The sequence below is a fragment of the Streptacidiphilus anmyonensis genome (assembly GCF_000787855.1).
Taxonomy (GTDB): Bacteria; Actinomycetota; Actinomycetes; order Streptomycetales; family Streptomycetaceae; genus Streptacidiphilus; species Streptacidiphilus anmyonensis.
In genome coordinates this window covers 1-20,116 of the sequence record NZ_BBPQ01000103.1, presented here as the reverse complement: position 1 = coordinate 20,116, position 20,116 = coordinate 1, and the positions used below count along the sequence as shown (strand labels likewise).

Genomic DNA, 20,116 nt, shown 5'->3' with positions numbered 1-20,116 from the left:
AATTTGAGCTGGCCGCTGTCACTGAAAACGCCAGCCGGGACAGCGAGGGTGCCCGGCAGCCGAAGGGCACCGGGCCCTGGTGATCGGAGAGGGTCAGCCGAGTGGGGCCTGGGGAGCGAAGAGGGCCAGGGGTGTGCCTTCGACGGCGAGCGCGGTGAAGCCGTGCTCGGTGCCGGACGTGTGGTCTTCGCCCTCGTCCCAGCAGACGCCCTGACCCGCGGTGATCGGGATGCGTGTGCCACCGGGACCGGCGATCCACCCGTCGCCGGTAAGGACCAGGAACATCTGGGGCGTTGCGGCGGGGTGGGTGCCGATGGTTCCGCCGGGCTCAACCTTCAAGAAGGTGAGGTGAACAGGGCCCTCGCCCGCAGCGATGCGTGTGGCGATCAGGCCGACACTCTCGTGCCAGGTGATCCGTCGTTCGTCACGGTCGAAGTGGAAGATCTCCAAGTGGTCCCTCCGGGCGAATCGGAAAGGAACCGATCGTAGGCGTTCGACCGATCACGGGGAAGATCTTGGCGAGCTGAGCGACGGTCAAGGCCGTGAGTCCGCTATCCCTGTCCTGGGCGGATACGGCTTTCGCTGGATCGCGACGGTGTCGGCGCGGAGGCGGGGCATCCCGGGGCGGGTGGTTTCGGGAGGGGCCGACTGGGCGTCACGCGCCTGGGGTGCAATCCGACGCAGCAGCGTGTCGCGCCCGGATGCTTGCGGCGCGCCTCGGCCTACGGGTGGGCCGCCGTGCCGGCAGCAGTGCCGGGCGGTGTTCCGGGGCCGCCGGTCGGCAGGCGGCGCAGGGCTTCCCTGCGGGTGAGCGGGGCGACGCGGGAGCCGTGGCGGTCCAGCCAGTCGGTGACGAACTGCGGGTCGCGGGTGGAGGTTTCGCGCAGGACCCAGCCGAGCGCCTTGCGGAGGAAGAACTCCCGTTCGTCGACGAGGGCGTCGCAGTAGCGCGCGAGTCGAGGGATGTCCGGGCGGCCGGCGCGGATGGCGGGCAGCAGCGCGAGGAGCGCGGAGCGGCGGAGCCAGAAGTCGGGATCGTTGATCCATCGGTCCAGCGCCGCGCCGGCGGCCGGGTCGCGCAGGAGGACGGCGCCCGCGCAGTGCACGGCCAGCGGATCCACCAGGGCCCAGGTGCTGCACTGCCGCAGCACTGCCTCGACCTGCTCGAGCTGGGCGGCGGCCAGTGTCGGGGCGTATTGGACCAGGATCTCCACGACGGCCCGGCGGTGGTCGTACACCGGTTGGGCGGAGCCGTCTGCGGACCACAGTTCCTGCGCGAGGGCCAGGACCTGAGCCGCCGACACGGCGCCCAGCCTGTGGCGCGTCGCAGTGACGCACCGACGCAGGTCCGGCACGCGGACCCCGAGGTGGCTCAGGTCGCTGTGCAGGTAGGCGCGTTGCTGGTCGGCTCTGAGGGGGTCGGCCAGGTGGCGGAGCTGGTCGCGGAGTTCGTCGGCCGGGGTGCGCGATGGGGCCCCGTTCGCGGTCATGCGTTCCCCTCGTGCGGGCTCGCGGTCACGGCCTGCGGTTTGGCAACGCGCGTCCAGTCGTCCGTCTGCCGGGTCAGCCGCTGCAGGACGGCGCGGGTGATCGCCAGGTCCTGCAGCGAAATGCCCGCGCCCGTGACCTGGTGCGCGGCGGCGGAGCGGGCGGTGATGGCGCTCAGGGTCTGGCGTCCGGCGTCGGTGAGGGCGAGCAGGGGTGAGGTGCGATGGTCGGGATTGTCCTGGAACGCCGCGAGGCCGTCGCCCACGAGGTTGGTGGCGATGCGCTGCACGCCCTGGCGGGCGACTCCGAGCCGGCGGGCGGCACGGGCCACGGACTGGGGTTCCTCGCTGACGGCGCTCATGAGCTGCCAGCGGGCCTGCGTCTGTCCCTCCGCTGTCGCCAGGGTCTCGCCCGCGCGGCGCAGTGCGCCCGCGGCCTCGAAGACGTCGGCCACGAGAAGCGGCAGTTCGTCCGTCATGCCGCACACCTTCCCCATTCGACAACATGTTGTCATTCAGGCACCATGATGTCATACCGAAGCGTCGCATCCAAGACGACGCTCCCACCGCAACGAGCACGGAGATGCCATGACCAGCGTCGCGATCAGCCACCTGCAGGCCGCCATGGAGCGCGGCGCGGCCGCCCGCCCGAAGGTCGGCGGCTTTCCCTACCTCGCCGAGAGCCTGCGACAGGCCGGCGTCACCCACTGCCGCATGGCCGTCCCCGCGAACGCCTTCCTCTACCTGACCAGGCACGGAAACGTCGTGGTCCAGGGCGAACCGCTGGTCACCGGCTTCGCGGCCACGCCGCCGTTCGACCAGACGGCCCTGGTCGCGGCCCTGCGCGCGGACCAGGCCGGCGAGTCGACGTTCCCCGAGTTCGTCCAGGGCTGCTGGAACGCGGGGATCGTCTGGTACGACGTCGACACCGCCGCCCGCACCTGCACCTACTACGGCGCCGCCGGCGAGTCCTACACCGAGGACTACCCGTCCGTCGCCCTCCCGTGAGGCCGGAAGCAACGACAGGCAGGGAGGGAAGGACCGAAGGAAGAAAGGAGGGGGAAGCCAGGTCCTCGGGCGTGCGCCCTGATCGCAGCGGATGCGGAGCCCCGGCGACGGACCTACGGTGGCCCCGACGGGTCGACGGCGACGAGGTCAGTGCCCGCCCCAGATGCCTCTCCGGCGCAGGAGGCGCCCATGTCTCCAGTTCAATCACAGCCAGCCACGCTTCCCCTGCGCGCGGCGATGGAAGCGCGCGACGCCACGGCGATCGTCGACGCCTTCGCACCCGACGCAGTCCTGCGCTCGCCGCTGACGGCGCGTCTGGTCTTCACCGGACGCCAGGAGATCGCGGCTGTCGTGCAGGTCCTGCTCGATGTGCTCGACGACTTCCGCTACACCGACGAGTCCTGTGACGACACCACCGGCTTCCTGGCCTGGTCCGCCCGCGTCGGCGGCCGACCCGTCGAGGGCACCGACCTGCTGCGCTTCGGGCCGGACGGGAAGATCACCGAATTCACCGCCTTCTTCCGGCCACTCCCGGCGACGGCCCAGGCGCTGCGCCTGATCGGCACCCGCCTCGCCCGCCGCAGGAGTCCCGCCAGGGCCCTGATCGTCTCCGCCCTGACCTACCCGCTCACGGTGCTCACCCGGGCCGGAGATCCCATCGGCGTACGCCTGATCCGCCCGGCCCTCGGCGGGCCGTCACAGGACGATCAGGCGGGAGACAGCCGGCGGCGCTGAGTCCGCGATAGCCCCGACCTCGCGCCCGGGGGCCGGCCCGTCGGAAGGCCGCACCCCCTGTGCTCCCGGGCCGGCGGGCCGTCGTCGGTCGGCGCGGGGGGACGCCAGGACGGTCGGCCGCGGACTCGCTAACCTGGGCAAAGGTGCCGATGGCGGCCATCTCGGGTGGGGCAGCAGTTCGCTGCCGTGCCGGGGCCGTCGCGGAGGTGAGCAATGCCCACGCAGGAGCCACCACAAGACCCACCACGGGATCGGTCCCAGACACTGCTGAAGATCGCCGCCGTGGCGCAGCGGTTCCCCTTCACCGTTGCCGCCGCCTCGACCATCCTGATCGTCGGGCTCGCCACCGGCGGCCTGTGGGCCGCGCTGCAGGACCGGTCCTGGTATCCGGACGTCGCCTTCGGCCTGCCGTCGCTCCAGTCGGGGCGGTGGTGGACTCCCGTCACGGGCTCGGCGCTCGGCGCGACCCCGCTGGACTACCTGCCGATCATCCTCGGCTTCGTCCTGCTCGTAGGGTTCGCCGAGTGGCGGCTCGGAACCCGGTGGACCGCCGCGGTGACGGTGACGGGCCAGATCGGGACGGTCCTGCTGACGTCCGCGTTGCTGGCGGTGCTCCGGACCACGGGCTGGGCCTGGGCCCAGGAACTGGCTCGGAGCGTGGACGTCGGCTTCTCGGCGGGTGCGCTGTGTGCGGGCGCGGTGGCCTCAGCCACCCTGGCCTCCCCATGGCGCCAGTGGCTGCGCCTGGGCCTGCTGGTCTACGTCGGCGTGTCGGTGCTGTTCGTCGGCACGCTCAGCGACCTCGAACACCTGCTGGCCGTGGCCGGGGGCCTGGCGCTCACGCGCTGGGTGGCGGTGCCGGGCGCGGCCGACGCCTCGGGGCGGTTGAGCCGTAGACAGTGGCGGCTGCTCGCGGTCGCCGGACTGGTCGTACTGGCTGCGATCTCGATGGCGGTCTGGGTCGCCCCGAGCCGCGGACCGATGGGCTCGACCTATGGTCTGAGCGGCTCGGGTTGGCAGGTGCTGATCCTTGTGGCGCTGCTCGTGCTGCTGGCCGACGGGCTGCGCCGCGGCAGCCGGGTCGCCTGGCGGTGGACGGTCGCGGTGGCCTCGCTCTACACCCTGCTCGGCCTGGTGGTGGCCGTCGTCTTCGCCGTGGGCAAGATCCTCGACCAGCAGGTCACGGTCCAGGGGGCCGCGGTGTTCGTCCCGACCGCGGTCGTGTGGTCGGCGGAGCTCCTGGTTCTGGTCGCGGGGCGCGACGCGTTCCAGGCGCGCCGCCCGAGTGCCCTCCTGGCCCGGTGGCGGGGTTCGCACAAGGGCGCCGAGCCGTCGCAGGACGCGCAGCAGGAGGCGGCCGACCTGCTGCTGCGCGAGGGCGGCGGAAACCTGTCGTGGATGACGACGTGGCCGGACAACGCCTACTTCTTCGCCGCGTCGCGGGACGGCTATATCGCGTACCGGGAGCACGCCGGGGTGGCGGTGGCCCTGGGCGATCCCGTGGGCGCGCCGGACGGCCGGGCGGACACGATCCGGGAGTTCGCCGAGATGTGCGACCGCGCGGGGCGCGTGCCCTGCCTCTTCTCGGCGACGGCCGCGGCCGCGGAGATCACCGAGCGGCAACTCGGCTGGCGCTCGGTGCAGGTGGCCGAGGACACGATCGTGGACCTGCCGGATCTGGAGTTCCGCGGCAAGGCCTGGCAGGACGTGCGCACCGCGCTGAACCGGGCCAAGAAGGAGGGGGTGGAGTACCGGCTGGGGTCGTTGGCCGAGCAGCCTCGCGCCCTGCTCGCCCAGGTCCGGCAGATCTCGGAGGAATGGGTCGGGGACAGCGGGCTGCCCGAGATGGGGTTCACGCTCGGCGGGGTCGAGGAGGCGCTTGATCCCCGGATGCGGGTCGGCCTGGCCGTGACGGACGACGGCCGTCTCCAGGGCGTGACCTCCTGGATGCCCGTGTACGCGGGAGCAGACGGGGTGGGAGCAGACGCCACGGGAGGAGACGCTGCGGGAGAGGACCGGGAGGAGCGGGAGGACCGGGGAGCCCGCGACGGCCGGCCGCCCTCCGGGTGGACGCTGGACATGATGCGGCGTCGGCACGACGGCTTCCGGCCGGTCGTCGAGTTCATGATCGCGTCCAGCTGCCTGGCGCTACGCGAGGACAGCGCGACGTTCCTCTCGCTCTCCGGTGCCCCCCTCGCACGCAACCCCGCCGGCACGGCGCCCACCGGCCTGCAGCGGATCCTGGACAGGCTGGGGAGCGCCATGGAGCCGTACTACGGGTTCCGTTCGCTGCACGCCTTCAAGGCCAAGTTCCAGCCGCGCTACGAACCGATGTACCTGCTGTACCGCGACGAGGCGGACCTGCCCAGGATCGGTGTGGCGCTGCTGAGGTGCTACCTGCCCGACGCCTCGGTGCGGGACCTGCTCACAGCGACCGCCCGGCGGGACTGACCCGGCGGGCGCGCTATGGACTGGCAAGCCGTCGGCATCTACGTGATCATCGAGCCGCCCAATCACGGGCTCGGCCTGTGGATGCTCGGCGCGTTCGTGCTGACCTTCCTGGGCACCCGCCTGATCACCCGGATGATCCGCAGCGGCAGGGGGCCGTTCCGCGACGTCGAGGTCGCCGGCATGCACCTGCACCACGAGGTCTACGGGATCATCGGGATGCTGGTGGCCGGGGCGATCGAGTTCGCCTACCGGCCCGGCACTCCGGGGGCGCAGATCCTCGCGGCGCTGTTCGGCGCCGGCGCGGCGCTCGCGCTGGACGAGTTCGCCCTGTGGCTGCACCTGGAGGACGTCTACTGGTCCACCGAGGGCCGCAAGTCGCTGGACGCGGTCTTCCTGGCGGTCGGCGTCGGCCTGCTGCTGGTCGCCGGGTTCAACCCGTTCGCCGACTCCGGCTCTACCAGCGCCGACCACGCGGCCTTCGCCGCCGTGCTGGCGTTCAACCTCCTGCTCTGCGTGGGCGCGATCCTCAAGGGCAAGACGGCCCTGGGCGTGATCGGGCTGCTGGTTCCCGCGGTCGCCGCTGTGGCGTTCCTGCGGCTGGCCAAGCCGACGTCCCCCTGGGCGCGCTGGCGCTACCGGCCCGGCTCGAGCAAAGCCGAGCGCGCCCGGAGACGCTATCCGGCGGAACGACGAACCCGGATGGACGCGGTCAAGGACTGGATCGGTGGCGCGTCCAGTCACTGAGCGGCCGTGGCTGATGGGGATTTCTTGAATCCCTCGGAGGGTGATCCGGCTTGCGACCCCAGCACGAACGGGTCCCAGTTCGTCATCACCGTCGCCCCGACCACCTGGCTGAACTTGAAGCACACGATCTTCGGCGAAGTCGCCGACGAGGATTCGCGCAAGGTTGTGGACTCCATCGCCACGACGGCTGTCGAAGCAGGAGACCGCCCGGTCAGCGAGGTCGTCGTCGATCCGTGACGCCAGTCGCCGAGCTTCTAAGGTGGGGCGTCACAGCTCAGCGGCAGGTCGGGAGGACGCATGGCAGAGGTCGAGGTTCCTGGACCGGAGTCGGACTGGGAACGGGCGCCGGAGTACCAGGGCGGCAAGCGAAATCCGGCGTTCCAGTCCAGCATGTGGGAGTACGCGGCGAGCTCCTTTCGGCTGGTTGCCGGCCTGTCGCCATCGCTGGACGTTCTCGCCGCGCGACTGCGGTTGGACATCGAAAGAGGTTGGGAGGACCTGGGCGCGGTGGATGCGGCGATGTTCCGCATCCAGAAGATCGACTTTGCGCTCAGCCGTCTGGAGGGCAACCCTTGCCCCGATGTCTTCGTCTGGGTCAGCCGCGCCCAGACTGACGTCGACGCGGCCCTCGACATCCTGCTCGATGCCCTCGGCATCGACGAACAAGCCCTCACCTTCCGCGGCGACATCGAAACCGGCTTCGCTGACCTGCGGAGCGAACCCCAGACCTGAGACCTGAAATCGTCCCGGACGGTGTCCTCGTGGGCCTGCACCAGCTGGGCGCTCACCGGGACCCGGTTTCCCGCCCGCCGAGGCCAGCAAGCAGCATCATCGCGCGCCGGTAGCGCACCGAGCTGGTACTGCCCCGGCGCACGATCTGCTGCAGTGTCAGCCGGGCAGCATAGATGATCGGACCGACAGGGCGGCCCAAGCGGAAGGCGAAGGCCGCGACCTGAGCCGGCCGTAGGCGCCGTGCGGGACGTGGTCGGGCCGCCGCAGCAGGACCGGCGACGGTCCTACCTCCGGGCAAGGTGATCCAGTGGCTTGATGTGTGGGATGGCCAGTGTGATCATCCGGTGCATCACGGCGACGGGGATGGCGGGATTGCGGACGGCGGATTCCGCGCTGCGCGGGTCGAGCAGGAGCTTCACCAACTCTGACGTCCGTAGTCCAGGGTTGATCCAAGCACGCCAGCGCACACCCTGATCAGGATCGGCTGCCAGTCTCGCGACTGCGGCGGACGCGAGTCGGCGGTCCGCGGCGGCGGCCCTGCGGACGATCGGGTCGGGATCCGAGCTGAGCCGCTCGGCATGCTCCGCGGTGGAGAACGGGTCGTCCAGGGTGAGGGCGCGCAGGAGCGGGTTGGGATCTGCCTCGAAGCGCAGCAGGCCGTCGCGCGGGAAGTTCGGATGGGTGCGCGGCCGACCCGGGAACCACAGGCTCCCCTCCCACCACCCGGCCACCTCGAGGAGCATGTCCGCCGGGGCGTCGTCACAGGACTCGGCGAGGAAGAGACGCACGACGCGGTCCGGGTCGCGGGCGAGGCGCGACACCACGTCCGCGGGCAGATGCGGCGCCCTGGCGACGCTGCGTCGGATCAGCAGCTTGGGCGAGCCCGCGAGTTGACGCATGGCCGCGCCGTCGGTGTGCAGGGCGCCGACCCACCACAGGGCCATCGTGGAGTTCTGCGGGTCGATGTGGGGAACCTGAGCAGCCATCGCCGCGATCTCGTCGGGGGTCGTGGGCGGCTCGGCGTCGCGGTGGGGCGCGCGTCCGATGCCTCGGCCGCCGCGGGACAGTCTGCCTGCCTCCAGGCGCTCCTCGGCGAGTTCCACAAGCTGCCCGCGCAGATCCGGCTCACGGGTGGCGGCGATGAGCCGCTCCCACTGACTGGGCGACAGACGGCAGATCTCCGCTGCGTCGGCGCGGACTTGGCGTTTCGGGTGCACGACTGCGGCATCGACGACGCCCACGGACAGGTCCTCGCGATGCAGCAGGGCCGTCTCGCCGACATCCAGGAGCCTGAGGAGCACCGCGGTAGGCGCTGCACGGTTGTTGAAGCCGAGGCCGGACAGCCAGGAGAGCCCGACGCGGCGGTCGACCCCGGCGGCTGAGGTCAGTCCGTCCCAGACAGGGGCGTGCGCAGCGGCCGGATTCTCTGTCGTGGCCTGAAGGCTATGGCCGGACCGGGCATGTCTCCAGCGCGCGGGTCATGCCGAGGGTTTCGCGGGCGACTCAGCCACGCGTCCGCTGGAGTTGGTAGGAGGCGGGGTACGAAGCGATGCAGCGACGACCCGCCTTCGGCGCGGGCTTCGCGCCGACGACCCCTTCGAACGGCGCAGGCCGGGAGCGGCTCAGTGAGAGGATCCGGGAGGAGGCAACGGTGCCATGGCGGGGAGAGGCGCGCAGGGGGCAGCTTCCAGTTGGTTCATGGCCGTCTCGTAGTTGATCACTGCACGGTCGTAGTCGCCCTGGGCGACGTAGTCGGCGCCGTCGTCGGCCTTCGCCGCTGCGGCCTCGCCGGCGCCGAGAGCGACTTCGGCCGCGTCCAGGCTGAGTCTGACGATCCCGACCTGGGCCGAGTCGGAATCGGACACGTTCAAGGGTGCGATGGTCGGCGTCGCGCCGACGAGTTGGTCGATCCAGGCGTGGTTCTGTCGGTCACCGGCTGCCACGTCGGGCCAGGAATCGTTGAGGTAGGGCGAGGACTTCAACTTGTCCGAGGCGCACGCCTGGCTGGCTTCGCGATCCCAGGTTCTGCGGGCGTCCACCTGTTCGCCTGCGAGCCAGGAGGGAAGGTGGTCCTGGATGTTGCCCAGGTTGCTGAAGCCGAAGTAGAAGGAACCGAGAGCGAGGACGGTGGCGAACCACCCCGCCAGCACGAGCCATCGGGGAGTGCCTTTGTCACCGCCCTCCTGGCGGAGCCGGCGCAGGAGCTCGTCGATCTGGTCACCGGAGTCGCCTGGGCGCTCTTCGGGCTTGGCAGGGGGCACAGCGACAGCATCGCCGTCGAGGAGCGAGCCGTGCAAGACCGTGCCAGACCGGGACTCCCCTGGGAAGAAACGATTCGAGTCACCGCCCGGGCCTGCGAAGGTGAACCGGGGGCTCGCAGCAATCGCTTGCTCCTCTCACGCATGGCGCGCGCACCTCGTGGAGACCAGCCAGTCGGCGTCGTTGACGATCCCGCTCACGAGGCGGGTTCCTCGGCCGCCTTGCCGTGGCAGGCGCAGGAGCACGGGACCGGGACCCAGCCGAGCACGCGGTCCTGGTAACCAGGCGCGTGGCACAGCTCGTGCAGGTCCGGCCAGCGGGCGCCGCCCGTGCGGCATTCGGGGGTCGAGTAGCCGCGCGGCAGCGGGCCCCCTGTGCTCCCTTCGTCCGCTCCGGTTGGACGGGTGCTCACCTGTGACTCCCTGCCGCTCGATCCGGCCACTCGCTGCTGATCAGCTTCCCGAGCAGCAGGAACCGCACGAGAGGGCCACACAAGGTGGCCAAACGGTGACGGGGGGCCAACCGGGGGCCAGTATGGGAGTCATGACGGAGGCGTTCGGAGAGCTGTTACGCCGGCTGCGCGAACGCGCAGGCCGCTCCCAGACCGAGCAGGCCGAGGAGCTGTGCAGACTGATGGGCGATCCGCTCAACAGCGTCACCAGGTCGGAAGTCTCCCGCTACGAACGCGGCGGGCGTGTCCCCCGCCCGCGTATGGTCCGCCTCTACGCCCAGTCGTTCGGCGTGCCCGAGGGTGAACTGCTGCGCGCGGCAGCCGTTGCACGCGCCGCCCGCTCCGCTTCTACAGTCAGGGCAGGCGCCCCGAACGTGGACGCCGATCCGGAGGACCCGTTGAGACGCCGTGAGTTCATGGGCGCCGCAGCCCTCGGTGTCGGGCTCGCAGCCGAGCCCTGGAGCCGACTCTCCTACGCTCTGGGGCGCCGCGGCCCGGCCGACGCCCAGGTGTCGGCAGCCATGACCGAGCGCACCACCGCGTTGTTCGCGGCCGAGGAGCGCATGCCCGCCCGGGAGCTGTACCGCGGTCTGGCCCAGCACCTCGACGAGCTGACCGTGCTCCTCGGCGCCGGCGGACCTCACCGCCGTGATCTCCTGGTCACCGCCGGGGAGACGGCCGCGCTGGCCGGCTGGCTCGCCTTCGACATGGGCGACATGACGACCGCCCAGCACTACTATGCCGCCGCCGCGCACGCCGGCCGCGAAGCCGACCACGAGCCGCTCCTCGCCCTGGTCCTCGCCTACGGCTCCTACGCCGTCGCTGATCCCGCCGAGGCCCGGACCATGCTGCGCGCGGCGCAGCTGCACGTCCGGCAGCCCGGTTGCGCCACGGCCCGTGCCTGGGTGTCCGCCCGCGAGGCGGAGGAGTCCGCAGCCATAGGAGACCGCGAAGGGGCGCTGCGCGCTGTGGAGCGGGCGCAGGCGGTCTTCGACTACGCCGACCCGGGCAGCGAGCAGCCGTGGGTGCGGTTCTTCTCCCGGGCCCGCCTGGACTCGATGACCGTGGCCGCCTACGCGCGCCTTGACCACCCGGACCTCGCGGCGGTGTCCGAGGCCGCGCTGCGGGCGCTCCGCCCGGGGGACGCGAAGGTGCGGGCCGTCATCCTCGGCGATGTCGCCCTGTCGTACGTGCAGCGCGGGGAGGTGGAGCGGGGAAGCGAGATCGCCCGCGCCGCGCTCGAGGTGACGATGCGTTCGGAGGCGACGTTGGGGAGGCAGCGGCTCGCCGTGGTGGCGCAGCAGCTGCCCACCCGGGGTGAGGGCGGACAGCTGCGGGAGGAGCTTCGGGCGCTGCTGGGTTAGCGTGTGCGGGTCTCGGTGTCGACCCAGGCGAGGTACTCGGCGCTGCCGCGCTCGATCGTCGCGGAGATGATCTCCGGGGTGTCGTAGGTGTGCAGCTGTTTGATGAGCGTCTCGAGCTCGTCGTACTTCGTCGCGGGGAGCTTGAACAGCACGCGCCACTCCAGCTCTTCCTGAAGGGCGCCGTCCCACCAGTACACCGAGCGGACGGGGCCTTCGATCTGCGCGCAGGCGGCGGCGCGGGCTTCGACGACGGCGCGGGCGAGCCCGGAGGCGCGGTCGGCGCTGTCGGTGGTGGTCAGCACGGTGATGTGCTCGGCCATGGATCCTCCCGAGGTCGGTGACCATCCGAGGCTACCCACCGGGTCTGGCGGCCGTCCGGAGTAGCCCGGGTCGCCGCGTCGGGCGGCTGCTGCTCGACTGATCGCGGACCATTCACTCGCCACCAGGAGCCGTGATGCCGATTCCCATCGGGCAGCCGATCGCCCTCATCTTCATCGCCGCCGCGCTGCTGTTCCTGCCCAGCCTCCTCGGCTGACCTGTGCAGGGCCCTTTGGACGGGGCAGGGCCTGCACGCACACACGGCGACCGGTCCACGCGCGGGGGTGCCTGACCCGCGGTCAGGCGTTCCAGCCGGCCCGGCGCGCACCGTATCGACCTGGCGGGATCATCCCACTGTCACCGATCGCCGCCGTCCAGCCGCCTGAGGGAGTCGAGTCCCTCAGGCGGCTGGGCGGCGTCGTCGCACGTTTGCCGTCCCATGGTCAGCGGCCCCTCTCGCGTCGGAGCCCCGACAGGCCTGCTGCCGGCCTGCCCCTGGCGACCACGGACTCGTCCGCGCGCCGATTCGGATCACCCGGACGCAAAAGTGTCAGATCGTCACTTTTCATACTGCGCCTCGTACGCTGACGGGCGGCGGCATGCGGCTCTTCGAAGTCCCGTCAGCGCGGTGGCGCGGCAGCCGCGACCGGCACCGCGTCAGATCACATCGCGAGGGCCGCTCCGACCCCCAGGGAGCCTGCGTCGCCATCCTTCCGGGTTCATGCGAGCGAAAGGTACGACGATGATCAGTTGCAGACGATGGCTGCCCGGCCCGGCGGGGCTGGATTCAGACACGTGTCGGGCTTCGCGGTGGGCAGTCAGAGGGCGGGCCCTGGCGGCGGGGCTGGTCCTGCTGGGCGCAGCGGCCCTGCCGGCGACGGCGGCCGTCCCCGCCCACGCCGCGACGCCCGGGACCTTCGCTTACATCGCCAACGCCGGCGCGAACACCGTGTCGGTGATCAACGTGGCCACCAACACCCTCACCGCCACCATCCCCGTCGGCACCAACCCCGAAGGGCTGGCGGTCAGCCCGGACGGCACCACCGCCTACGTCACCGACTCCCTCGCGAACACCGTGTCCGTGATCAACACCACGACGAACACCGTCACCGCCACCATCCCCGTCGGCACCAACCCCTTCGCGGTGGCGGTCACCCCGGACGGCACCACCGCCTACGTCACCAACATCGGCTCGAACAACGTGTCCGTGATCGACACGGCCACCGACACCGTCACCGCCACCATCCCCGTCGGCACCAGCCCCGACACGGTGGCGGTCAGCCCGGACGGCACCACCGCCTACGTCACCAACTCCAGCTCGAACAACGTGTCCGTGATCGACACGGCCACCGACACCGTCACCGCCACCATCCCCGTCGGCACCAACCCCGAAGGGGTGGCGTTCACTCCGGACGGCACCACCGCCTACGTCACCAACGGCCTCGCGAACACCGTGTCCGTGATCAACACCGCCACCGACACCGTCACCGCCACCATCCCCGTCGGCAACGTCCCCCAAGGGGTGGCGTTCACTCCGGACGGCACCACCGCATACGTCACCAACGGCCTCGCGAACACCGTGTCCGTGATCAACACCGCAACGAACACCGTCACCAACACCATCCCCGTCGGCCTTTCGCCGTTCGCGGTGGCGTTCAGCCCGGGCGGTACCCGCGCCTACGTCACCAACACCAACGCGGGCAACATTTCGGTGATCGACACGGCCACCGACACCGTCACCACCACCCTCGCCTTTGGCGCCAATCCCCGCGGGGCGGCCACGGTCAGGGTCCCGGCCGTGGCCACCGCCACCTGCCCCGCCGGCCACGTGATCACCGGCGGCGGATACCAGCAGAGCGGCGGCGCCGTCCCACCCGCCCAGGTCACCGACCGGCCCGTCGGCAACAGCTGGCAGGTCCTCGCCGACAACCAGAGCACCAACTACACCAACGTCACCCCCTACGCCGTCTGCGCACCCTGACTCTCCGGGCAGCCCTGGTGAGTGACCGCCGCCGGACGGGACCATATGAGCACAGAAGTGTCGAACCGCCCTAGTTCGCACTCATACGATTATGCTGACGCGCGATGGGTCTTGAGGTCCTGAGGTCCCGTCAGCGCGGTGGCCGAGCAGCGGCCGCCGATGAGGCGTCAGAACGCCCGGCCGCGAGGGCGGTGTCGGCCTGGCGGTCGCGTGAGCCGTCGTCAGACGGACCGTTCCGCCCCCCGGGGCCTGCGTCGGCCCCCCTTCTTCGGTTGTTCGAGCGAGAGGTACGGCGATGATCAGTTGCGGGAACAGACGGCTTCGCGGGACGGCCCGGGACGGCACGGATATGAGCAGGGCCCCACGATGGGGAACGCAGCTGCGCGCCCTGACGGTGGGGCTGTTCGCGCTCGGCGGCATCGCGCTGCCGGTGACGTCGGCCGTTCCGGCCCAGGCTGCGACGTCCGGAACCTTCGCCTACGTCGCCAACTTCACCACGAACAACGTGTCGGTGATCAACTCGGCCACCAACACCGTCAGCGCGACCATCCCCGTCGGCACCAGCCCCTTCGCGGTGGCGGTCACCCCGGACGGCACCAGCGCCTACGTCGCCAACAACGGCTCGAACAACGTGTCCGTGATCAACACTGCCACCGACACCGTCACCGCGACCGTCACCGTCGGCACCAACCCGGCCGGGCTCGCGGTCAGCCCCGACGGCACCAGTGTCTACGTCACCAACTCCAACTCGGCCAACGTGTCGGTGATCAGCACGGCCACCAACACCGTGACCGCCACCATCAGCGCCGGCACCGGGCCGTTCTCGGTCGCGATCAGTCCGGACGGGAGCACGGCCTACGTCGCCAACCTGGTCACCAACAACGTGTCCGTGATCAGCACAGCCACCGGCACGGTCACCGCGACCGTCCCCGTGGGCACCCAGCCGGTCGCGGTGGCGCTCACTCCGGACGGCAGCGCCGCCTACGTGACCAACCAGAGCACCAACAACGTCTCCGTGATCAACACAGCCACGAACACCGTGACCGCCACCATCCCCGTCGGCACGACCCCGCAGATGGTGGCGATCAGCCCGGACGGCACCACCGCCTATGTCACCAACCTCAACTCGAGCAGCGTGTCGGTGATCAACACCGCCACCAACACCGTCACCGCGACCATCCCCGTCGGCGCCCGTCCCATCGGGGTGGCGGTCAGCCCCGGCGGCACCCGCGTCTACGCCGTCAACGAGTTCGACGGCACCGTGTCGGTGATCAACACCGCCACCGACACGGTCACCGCCACCATCCCCGTCGGCCCGCGCCCCTTCGGGGCTACCGCGACGAGGGTTCCGGTCGTGGCCACCGCCAGTTGCCCCAGCGGCCACGTCGTCACCGGTGGCGGGTACCAGCAGAGCGGCGGCGCGGTGCCGCCCGTCGAGACCACCACCCGCCCCGTCGGCAACACATGGCAGGTCCTCGCCGACAACCAGAGCACCAACTACACCAACGTCACCCCCTACGCCGTCTGCGCCCCCTGACCCACCCTCTGCAGGCGGCTTTGGCCGGAGGGCTCGTCGGAGCCGGGGCTCCCCCGCGGTGCCCGCCGTCACCGGACGGCGGGCACCGCTGCGTTGGAGCGGACGCGCCGCCGACCGCGGCGGCATGTCATCCGCTGCGCCGGGCCGGGAACATGGCCGTGCGCCGGGGCAAGCACCCGACTGGTGCTTGCCCCGGCGCACGAACTGATGCAGTCGCCGGCGTCCTGGTCCGCCGGCCGGTTCACGCAGACAGCCTCAGCCACCGCCTGAACCATCGACCCGGCGAACGTGCGCGGTCACAACACCTAGATGAAAGGGTTCGGCGGGGAGACCACCGGGGTCCCCAGCACGATGGTGGTGCTGGCCGGGCCGGTAGCGCCGGTCGCGCCCGTGGCACCCGTCGCGCCAGCCCCGCCTGTGGCACCGGTCGCGCCCGTGGCCCCTGTGTCACCCGTCGCACCCGCGCCGCCCGTGGCACCCGTCGCGCCTGTGGCACCGGTCGCACCCGTGTCACCCGTCGCACCCGCGCCGCCTGTGGCACCGGTCGCCCCTGTGGCACCCGTCGCACCCGTGTCACCCGTCGCACCCGCGCCGCCCGTGGCACCGGTCGCGCCCGTGGCACCCGTCGCCCCGGCGGTCCCGGTCGGACCGGCGGCTCCCGTCGCCCCGGCGACCCCCGTCGGGCCAGTCGCACCGGTCGCTCCCGTGGCACCCGTCGCACCCGTCGGGCCGGTCGGGCCGGTCGGGCCGGTCGGGCAGTGGGGCCCTCGGCAGCAGTACGGAGACTGGCCGAAGTGCTGGCCGGGGGGGCACCATCGGCCGTCCGGGGACTGGTACCCGGCGAGGCGAGGCGCGCTGTCGGGGCCCTGCGCGGCCTGAGCCGCCGGGACTTCGATGCCGGTGAAGAGCACAGCGACCAATGCCGCCGTACCGCCGGCCAGCGTCGTACGGCGCCGGGGAAGAGGTCCGAGTGGTTTGAGCGTCACGTTGTCTCTCTCCTGAGTTGCGGCACGCGGACCTGCGAGGAGATCCAGCCGTGCACGGAGTAGGGCGGTGCAGCAGCGAACGGGAACATGCCCGGGAGAACCGCGTCGGCCTTCCGGCGGGCGCACGCGTGCGCCGGGGATGACGGATGACGGGGACCAGCGGCTCCGGGCGGTGGGCGTGTCAGCGCGGGCGCCGCGAGGGATCCGGTCCGTCGGCTCGAAGGCGAGCAGCGCCGCCGCTGCCGTGTCCGTCCATCCGAAGGCCTCTCACATCCGCAAAACGCCAGACCGAACGCACTGTCAGGCTCCCTGCCCAGTAGGCCGAAGCCGTCTGCTGCAAGAGGTACCGATCCGGGAGGGCGTTCAGCGGCAGGGGAAAAGAAGTAGGACTAAATGGGCATATGACCTCGCACGAATGGCCCACGCGCATGCCCCGTGACGTCGTGCCGTCGTGATGTCAGGGCGCTTTCCCGGGAGACGGCTCGTGCGCGTCGCACGGTGTGTCCTGCCGGGCGGACCGGAGTCAGCCCCGAGGGTTGCGCCGGTTCCATCGCGGCTCGACCAGCGCCCACTCCTCCTCCCAGGCGCGGGCCGCCCGTCGGTCCAGGGCGTGCCTGGCCCAGGCGTGTCCGCCGGTCAGGAGCACGACCGATCCGGCGAAGACCGCCGAGGCGTACGCGGCGGCCGTGCCCGTGCTCTGGGCGGCCGGAGGCGGTGCGGGCCGGGGAACGCCGTTCTGGTCGACCAGGATCGGCACCTGGTCGCCCGGCCTCGTCGTGGCCGGGACCGATGTCTGCGCGGCGTGCTTCCCGGTGGCGTCGGTCCAGTCGAGCGTCGCGATTCCGACGCCGACAGCGACCTGGAAGGGCTGGCTGGCCGCGACCGCGACCACTCGGTGCAAGCCTTCCGCCTGCCGGTCCGCAGACGCGCGCAGCACGAGGTAGAGGTGGACGCCGAGGAGGATGGACAGCGCGCCGGCGATGGACAGGCTCAGGGCGAGCAACGCCGGCAGCCAGTCCCGAAGGGAGTCGCTGCGGCGCCTGAGCGGGTTCTGCCGGCGAGGCACGGGCCCCGGCGGCAGGGCCGGGATCGACGGCGTGGCCCCCGCCTCCCTTCTCCGACGTGAGGGACGACCGGTTCGGGCGGCCCGGACCCACCAGGCGAAGGGCCGCGGAACACGGCGTTTCCATCATCGGACGGGCAGCGGTTCCGCGCCTGCCGAGGAAGCATTCACGCAGGTCAGAGGACCGCGAGGGCGGGCGGCGTTCAGGAGACGGTCAGGAAGGCCCGGCCCTCCGGGGTGAGCGCGCCGGCGCGGAACAAGGTGGTGCTGGGGCCGGTCTGGTCGGTCCCCAGACCGAACCAGGCATAGCGCTGGACGTAGGGAAGCGTGTCGAGCATGGCGGTGGCGGCGGTCAGGAACGCGGCCTGCTGGGCGTCGGTCGGGTAGCGGGCGGCGCCCTGGGAGAAGTCGGTGAGGGCGAATTCGGTGAGCCATATCGGCTTGTGGTAGCGGGCGTGGACGGCTTCGAGGTAGGCGCGCAGCTGCCCGACGGCGTCGGAGGTGGTGAAGTCCCCGCCGTACCAGTGCAGGGCGATGAAATCGACCCGGTAGCCGCGCTGCTGGACGCCGGTCATGAAGCGGTCCAGCCAGCCGCCCGAGGTGTCGGCGCCGTAGGCGACGGCCGGGCTGCCGAGGATCGGGGCGGTGTCCATGAGCTTCGGCCACAGCGCGAGGGCCTGCTCGGGGGTCATGTTGGCCTGGCTGCCCATGTCCGGTTCGTTGAAGCCCAGCAGGTACGGTCCCGCCTGGCCGGCCTGGGCCAGTGCCTCGGGGGTGACCGAGTCCGCTCCCCAGATCATCGGGACGAAGCCGGCGCCGTCCTGGCCGGTGAGCCCCGGGTTCTGCGGGGCCCAGGTGTAGTACCAGGCAGGGTGCACCTGGGTGAGGGCCTGCCCGACGCCGGAGAAGGTCCACACGGCGACGCCCTTCCTCCCGTCCGCCGCCGCGGTCGGGGTGGTGGGTGCGGGAACGGCCGCTCGGGGGCTGGGGCGGGGGCTGGAGCTGGAGCTGGCGCTGCGCGCCGGGGCCGTCGAGGAGGGCGGCGGCTCGGGACTGCTCGGGGCGGCGCTGCGGTCCGTCGCCGCCGCGACGGGAGTGGCCGGTGCGGGGTGGTGGTCCGCGACGAGGATTGCCGCGAGGAGGGCCGCGACGGCGGCAGCCGCCGTGGCACCAAGGAGCACACCGCGCTGGAGGCCGGAGCGGCTGACCGCTCCTGCGCGCGTTCGCCCGCTGCCCGGCATCGGCCGGGGGCCGGAGGCGGCGTGGTTCGGGCCGTGAGTCGTGCCGTGGGTCGGTGCGTGAGCCGACGCCTGGGCGGCGGCTTGGCGCAGGCTCGGCGGCGGTGCCAGGAGGGGCAGACCTGCGAGGAGGTTCTCGGCGGGGACGAGCCGTCCTTCGGCTGCGGCGCAGCGGTCGCAGTCACGGATGTGCCGGGCCAGTCGCTTGCGCCACAGCGGGCTGGGGACGGTGTCCCAGTGCGTGGTGACGTCGGCCAGGTCGGGGCAGCGCGACGCCGTCAGGGCGCGGACCACCTGGCGCGCGGTCGTGATCTGCTGCTTCATCCGCTGGACGCGCACGGCGGCGTGACGGGAGGACACCTCCAGGGCTGCGGCCAGGTCGGCGCGGGTGAGGTCGCCGGTCTCCTCCAGCCACCACAGGGCCAGGAGGTCACGGTCGGCCGGGTCCAGCCAGCGTGTGGCTTCGGCGAGTTCGCGGCGCTGGTCGGCGAGGCCGAGCTGGAGGATCGTCAGCGCGGTGAAGTCCGAGGCCGGGTCGGTGAGGGTTTCGGCGTGGTCGATGTCCACCTGCCGGGTGCGGATCTGCTGCTGCCCGCGCATCCAGTCGCGGATCTGTCGCACGACGATGGCCACCATCCATGATCGGTAGGCGTGGGGACTGTGCAGGGCGGGCAGCCCGCGCACGATGCGCAGCAGGCAGTCCTGGACGACGTCGTCGACGTCCAGGTGCCCGTCCAGAGCGCGGCCGACGATGTTGTAGACCAGGGGCAGGGACTGGGCGAGCAGGAGCTCGACGGCCTGCTGGTCTCCTGCGCGCGCCGCCTCGATCAGGGCCTCGTCGTGTGCCTGGATGCGCTCGTCGTGCCGTGCCACGTCCGTCCTCTCCGCCGGTTCGGTCTCCTGCTTTCGGAGACCGGCCCCGAGCGCGTGAACAACAAAAAGTACGCCGGAACTTGTCCGGCGGTCGTACGCACGTGTCGTTGATCCATCCGAGTTGATCCGGCTCCGTTCAGGAGGGTTCGCCCGGCCCGAGGTCACAGCGGTTGGACGTGCTGGTGGGACTGTAGGAGACGTGAGACTCCTACGTCGTGTGTCACTTGCTGTAGCCGGCGGCATCCTGGTCGTCGTGGGCACTGCGTTGCTGGTGCTTCCGGGCCCGGGGATGCTTCTGGTCTTCGCCGGACTCGCCGTGCTGGCGACGGTCTTCCCCGGCCTGCAGAGGTTCGTCGAGCCGGTGGGGCGGCGGGCGATGAAGACGGCTGCCGACAGCGTCTCCTCTCCCTGGAGGCTGGCCGGATCGACGGCGTTCGGCGTCGGACTGATCGGGGCCGGGCTGGTGTGGGGGCTCGTCCCGAGCCTGCCGTTCGGCGGTTGGGCGGCCGGGGGCTCCCTCGTGCTGTCCGGACTGGTCGTGCTCGGGCTGCTGGTCTACAGCCTGCGGCAGGCGAGGCCGCAGGACGTGGACGCCCTCTCGCGCGAGGACTGACGACCGCGGGACCGGTCGGCCCTCCTGGCCGGTACTGCTCGGTCCCTGGAACCGGAGCCGGAACGGAGGAGCCTGGGAGCGGGACCGTGGTGTGGTCGACAGGGCATGACGGCGTTGAGGCGCGGGTTCACCTGCTCGATGCGTCCCCTCGGCACGGCCTGCGAGCGTCAGACGGCCTGCGCGCTGGTGTACTCCCGCCAGTCGTTCGGCTTCTGCCCGACCTTCAGGGTGCGCAGCTTGGCGAGGACGGCCGGGTCCTGGACCTCGAGCCACTCC

At 71.6% G+C, this 20,116-nt stretch carries 18 protein-coding genes and 2 pseudogenes; 10 read left to right on the top strand and 10 right to left on the bottom strand.

Going from position 1 to position 20,116, the window contains the following annotated elements; all coding sequences use genetic code 11:
* Positions 1-93: 93 nt before the first annotated feature.
* The 3 genes from TR50_RS39940 to TR50_RS39930 all read right to left on the bottom strand — a co-directional run bounded on the left by TR50_RS39940 (position 94) and on the right by TR50_RS39930 (position 1,966).
* On the bottom strand, positions 94-450 hold the full coding sequence (locus TR50_RS39940; protein ID WP_042434609.1) for a hypothetical protein: 357 nt from the start codon (positions 448-450) through the stop codon (positions 94-96).
* Positions 451-722: 272 nt separating this feature from the next.
* Positions 723-1,490, bottom strand: coding sequence for a DNA alkylation repair protein (locus TR50_RS39935; RefSeq protein ID WP_042434606.1), 768 nt, complete (start codon positions 1,488-1,490; stop codon positions 723-725).
* Entirely contained in the window at positions 1,487-1,966 is a 480-nt protein-coding gene (locus TR50_RS39930) for a MarR family winged helix-turn-helix transcriptional regulator (protein WP_042434603.1), read from the bottom strand. Before TR50_RS39930 ends, TR50_RS39935 begins: the two co-directional genes overlap by 4 nt.
* A gap of 109 nt (positions 1,967-2,075) precedes the next feature.
* Between TR50_RS39930 and TR50_RS39925 the strand changes: the two genes are divergently transcribed.
* The 6 genes and pseudogenes from TR50_RS39925 to TR50_RS47370 all read left to right on the top strand — a co-directional run bounded on the left by TR50_RS39925 (position 2,076) and on the right by TR50_RS47370 (position 7,157).
* Entirely contained in the window at positions 2,076-2,495 is a 420-nt protein-coding gene (locus TR50_RS39925) for a DUF1398 family protein (RefSeq protein WP_042434601.1), read from the top strand.
* A gap of 189 nt (positions 2,496-2,684) precedes the next feature.
* A complete protein-coding gene (locus tag TR50_RS43390) occupies positions 2,685-3,230 on the top strand; it encodes a nuclear transport factor 2 family protein (RefSeq protein ID WP_084701813.1) in 546 nt (181 codons plus the stop codon).
* 282 nt (positions 3,231-3,512) lie between these two features.
* Positions 3,513-5,681 (top strand): bifunctional lysylphosphatidylglycerol flippase/synthetase MprF, encoded by a 2,169-nt coding sequence (locus TR50_RS39915; RefSeq protein ID WP_042434597.1) that lies wholly within the window; start codon positions 3,513-3,515, stop codon positions 5,679-5,681.
* 15 nt (positions 5,682-5,696) lie between these two features.
* On the top strand, positions 5,697-6,425 hold the full coding sequence (locus TR50_RS39910) for a hypothetical protein (RefSeq protein WP_084701809.1): 729 nt from the start codon (positions 5,697-5,699) through the stop codon (positions 6,423-6,425).
* 57 nt (positions 6,426-6,482) lie between these two features.
* Positions 6,483-6,662, top strand: a pseudogene (locus TR50_RS39905) (peptidylprolyl isomerase); the annotation flags it as partial.
* A 60-nt stretch (positions 6,663-6,722) separates the two neighbouring features.
* Positions 6,723-7,157, top strand: coding sequence for a hypothetical protein (locus TR50_RS47370; RefSeq protein ID WP_042434590.1), 435 nt, complete (start codon positions 6,723-6,725; stop codon positions 7,155-7,157).
* Positions 7,158-7,168: 11 nt separating this feature from the next.
* On the opposite strand, the pseudogene TR50_RS49550 reads toward TR50_RS47370, so the two are convergent.
* From TR50_RS49550 to TR50_RS39885, 4 genes and pseudogenes are all read right to left on the bottom strand, one after another.
* Positions 7,169-7,356: pseudogene (locus TR50_RS49550) on the bottom strand (hypothetical protein); the annotation flags it as partial.
* Between the two features lie 85 nt (positions 7,357-7,441).
* Positions 7,442-8,458, bottom strand: a complete 1,017-nt coding sequence (locus TR50_RS39895; RefSeq protein WP_052441847.1) for a hypothetical protein — start codon at positions 8,456-8,458, stop codon at positions 7,442-7,444.
* A gap of 321 nt (positions 8,459-8,779) precedes the next feature.
* On the bottom strand, positions 8,780-9,454 hold the full coding sequence (locus TR50_RS39890) for a hypothetical protein (RefSeq protein WP_152648900.1): 675 nt from the start codon (positions 9,452-9,454) through the stop codon (positions 8,780-8,782).
* A gap of 158 nt (positions 9,455-9,612) precedes the next feature.
* Positions 9,613-9,828 carry a hypothetical protein gene (locus TR50_RS39885; protein ID WP_042434584.1) on the bottom strand — a complete coding sequence of 72 codons (216 nt, stop codon included), beginning with the start codon at positions 9,826-9,828 and terminating at the stop codon, positions 9,613-9,615.
* Between the two features lie 131 nt (positions 9,829-9,959).
* On the opposite strand from TR50_RS39885, the gene TR50_RS39880 reads away from it, so the two are divergent.
* A complete protein-coding gene (locus TR50_RS39880; protein WP_160311267.1) occupies positions 9,960-11,231 on the top strand; it encodes a helix-turn-helix domain-containing protein in 1,272 nt (423 codons plus the stop codon).
* Here TR50_RS39880 and cutA read toward each other — a convergent pair.
* A complete protein-coding gene (cutA, locus tag TR50_RS39875) occupies positions 11,228-11,551 on the bottom strand; it encodes a divalent-cation tolerance protein CutA (RefSeq protein ID WP_042434581.1) in 324 nt (107 codons plus the stop codon). The genes TR50_RS39880 and cutA overlap by 4 nt on opposite strands.
* A 437-nt stretch (positions 11,552-11,988) precedes the next feature.
* Between cutA and TR50_RS39870 the strand changes: the two genes are divergently transcribed.
* Together TR50_RS39870 and TR50_RS39865 are read left to right on the top strand one after the other, a co-directional pair.
* On the top strand, positions 11,989-13,530 hold the full coding sequence (locus TR50_RS39870; protein WP_369405820.1) for a YVTN family beta-propeller repeat protein: 1,542 nt from the start codon (positions 11,989-11,991) through the stop codon (positions 13,528-13,530).
* Positions 13,531-13,879: 349 nt separating this feature from the next.
* Positions 13,880-15,067, top strand: coding sequence for a YVTN family beta-propeller repeat protein (locus TR50_RS39865; RefSeq protein ID WP_084701805.1), 1,188 nt, complete (start codon positions 13,880-13,882; stop codon positions 15,065-15,067).
* Between the two features lie 1,509 nt (positions 15,068-16,576).
* Here TR50_RS39865 and TR50_RS39855 read toward each other — a convergent pair.
* Both TR50_RS39855 and TR50_RS39850 read right to left on the bottom strand, forming a co-directional pair.
* Positions 16,577-17,119, bottom strand: coding sequence for an Rv1733c family protein (locus TR50_RS39855; RefSeq protein WP_152648898.1), 543 nt, complete (start codon positions 17,117-17,119; stop codon positions 16,577-16,579).
* 200 nt (positions 17,120-17,319) lie between these two features.
* The gene (locus TR50_RS39850; RefSeq protein WP_236654792.1) at positions 17,320-19,227 is read right to left on the bottom strand and encodes a sigma-70 family RNA polymerase sigma factor; all 1,908 of its coding nucleotides are present in this window, start codon (positions 19,225-19,227) and stop codon (positions 17,320-17,322) included.
* A gap of 217 nt (positions 19,228-19,444) precedes the next feature.
* Between TR50_RS39850 and TR50_RS39845 the strand changes: the two genes are divergently transcribed.
* Positions 19,445-19,840: a PGPGW domain-containing protein gene (locus TR50_RS39845; protein ID WP_152648897.1), complete on the top strand. Its 396-nt coding sequence runs from the start codon at positions 19,445-19,447 to the stop codon at positions 19,838-19,840.
* The last annotated feature ends 276 nt before the right edge of the window (positions 19,841-20,116 follow it).

What these genes read in the sequence shown, in the direction of transcription:
- TR50_RS39880 (WP_160311267.1), top strand. Translation starts at nt 9,960, where the DNA reads ATGACGGAGGCGTTCGGAGAGCTGTTACGCCGGCTGCGCGAACGCGCA.
- TR50_RS43390 (WP_084701813.1), top strand. Translation starts at nt 2,685, where the DNA reads ATGTCTCCAGTTCAATCACAGCCAGCCACGCTTCCCCTGCGCGCGGCG.
- TR50_RS39865 (WP_084701805.1), top strand. Translation starts at nt 13,880, where the DNA reads ATGAGCAGGGCCCCACGATGGGGAACGCAGCTGCGCGCCCTGACGGTG.
- cutA (WP_042434581.1), bottom strand. Translation starts at nt 11,551, where the DNA reads ATGGCCGAGCACATCACCGTGCTGACCACCACCGACAGCGCCGACCGC.
- TR50_RS39935 (WP_042434606.1), bottom strand. Translation starts at nt 1,490, where the DNA reads ATGACCGCGAACGGGGCCCCATCGCGCACCCCGGCCGACGAACTCCGC.
- TR50_RS39910 (WP_084701809.1), top strand. Translation starts at nt 5,697, where the DNA reads ATGGACTGGCAAGCCGTCGGCATCTACGTGATCATCGAGCCGCCCAAT.
- TR50_RS39930 (WP_042434603.1), bottom strand. Translation starts at nt 1,966, where the DNA reads ATGACGGACGAACTGCCGCTTCTCGTGGCCGACGTCTTCGAGGCCGCG.
- TR50_RS47370 (WP_042434590.1), top strand. Translation starts at nt 6,723, where the DNA reads ATGGCAGAGGTCGAGGTTCCTGGACCGGAGTCGGACTGGGAACGGGCG.
- TR50_RS39870 (WP_369405820.1), top strand. Translation starts at nt 11,989, where the DNA reads ATGGTCAGCGGCCCCTCTCGCGTCGGAGCCCCGACAGGCCTGCTGCCG.
- TR50_RS39925 (WP_042434601.1), top strand. Translation starts at nt 2,076, where the DNA reads ATGACCAGCGTCGCGATCAGCCACCTGCAGGCCGCCATGGAGCGCGGC.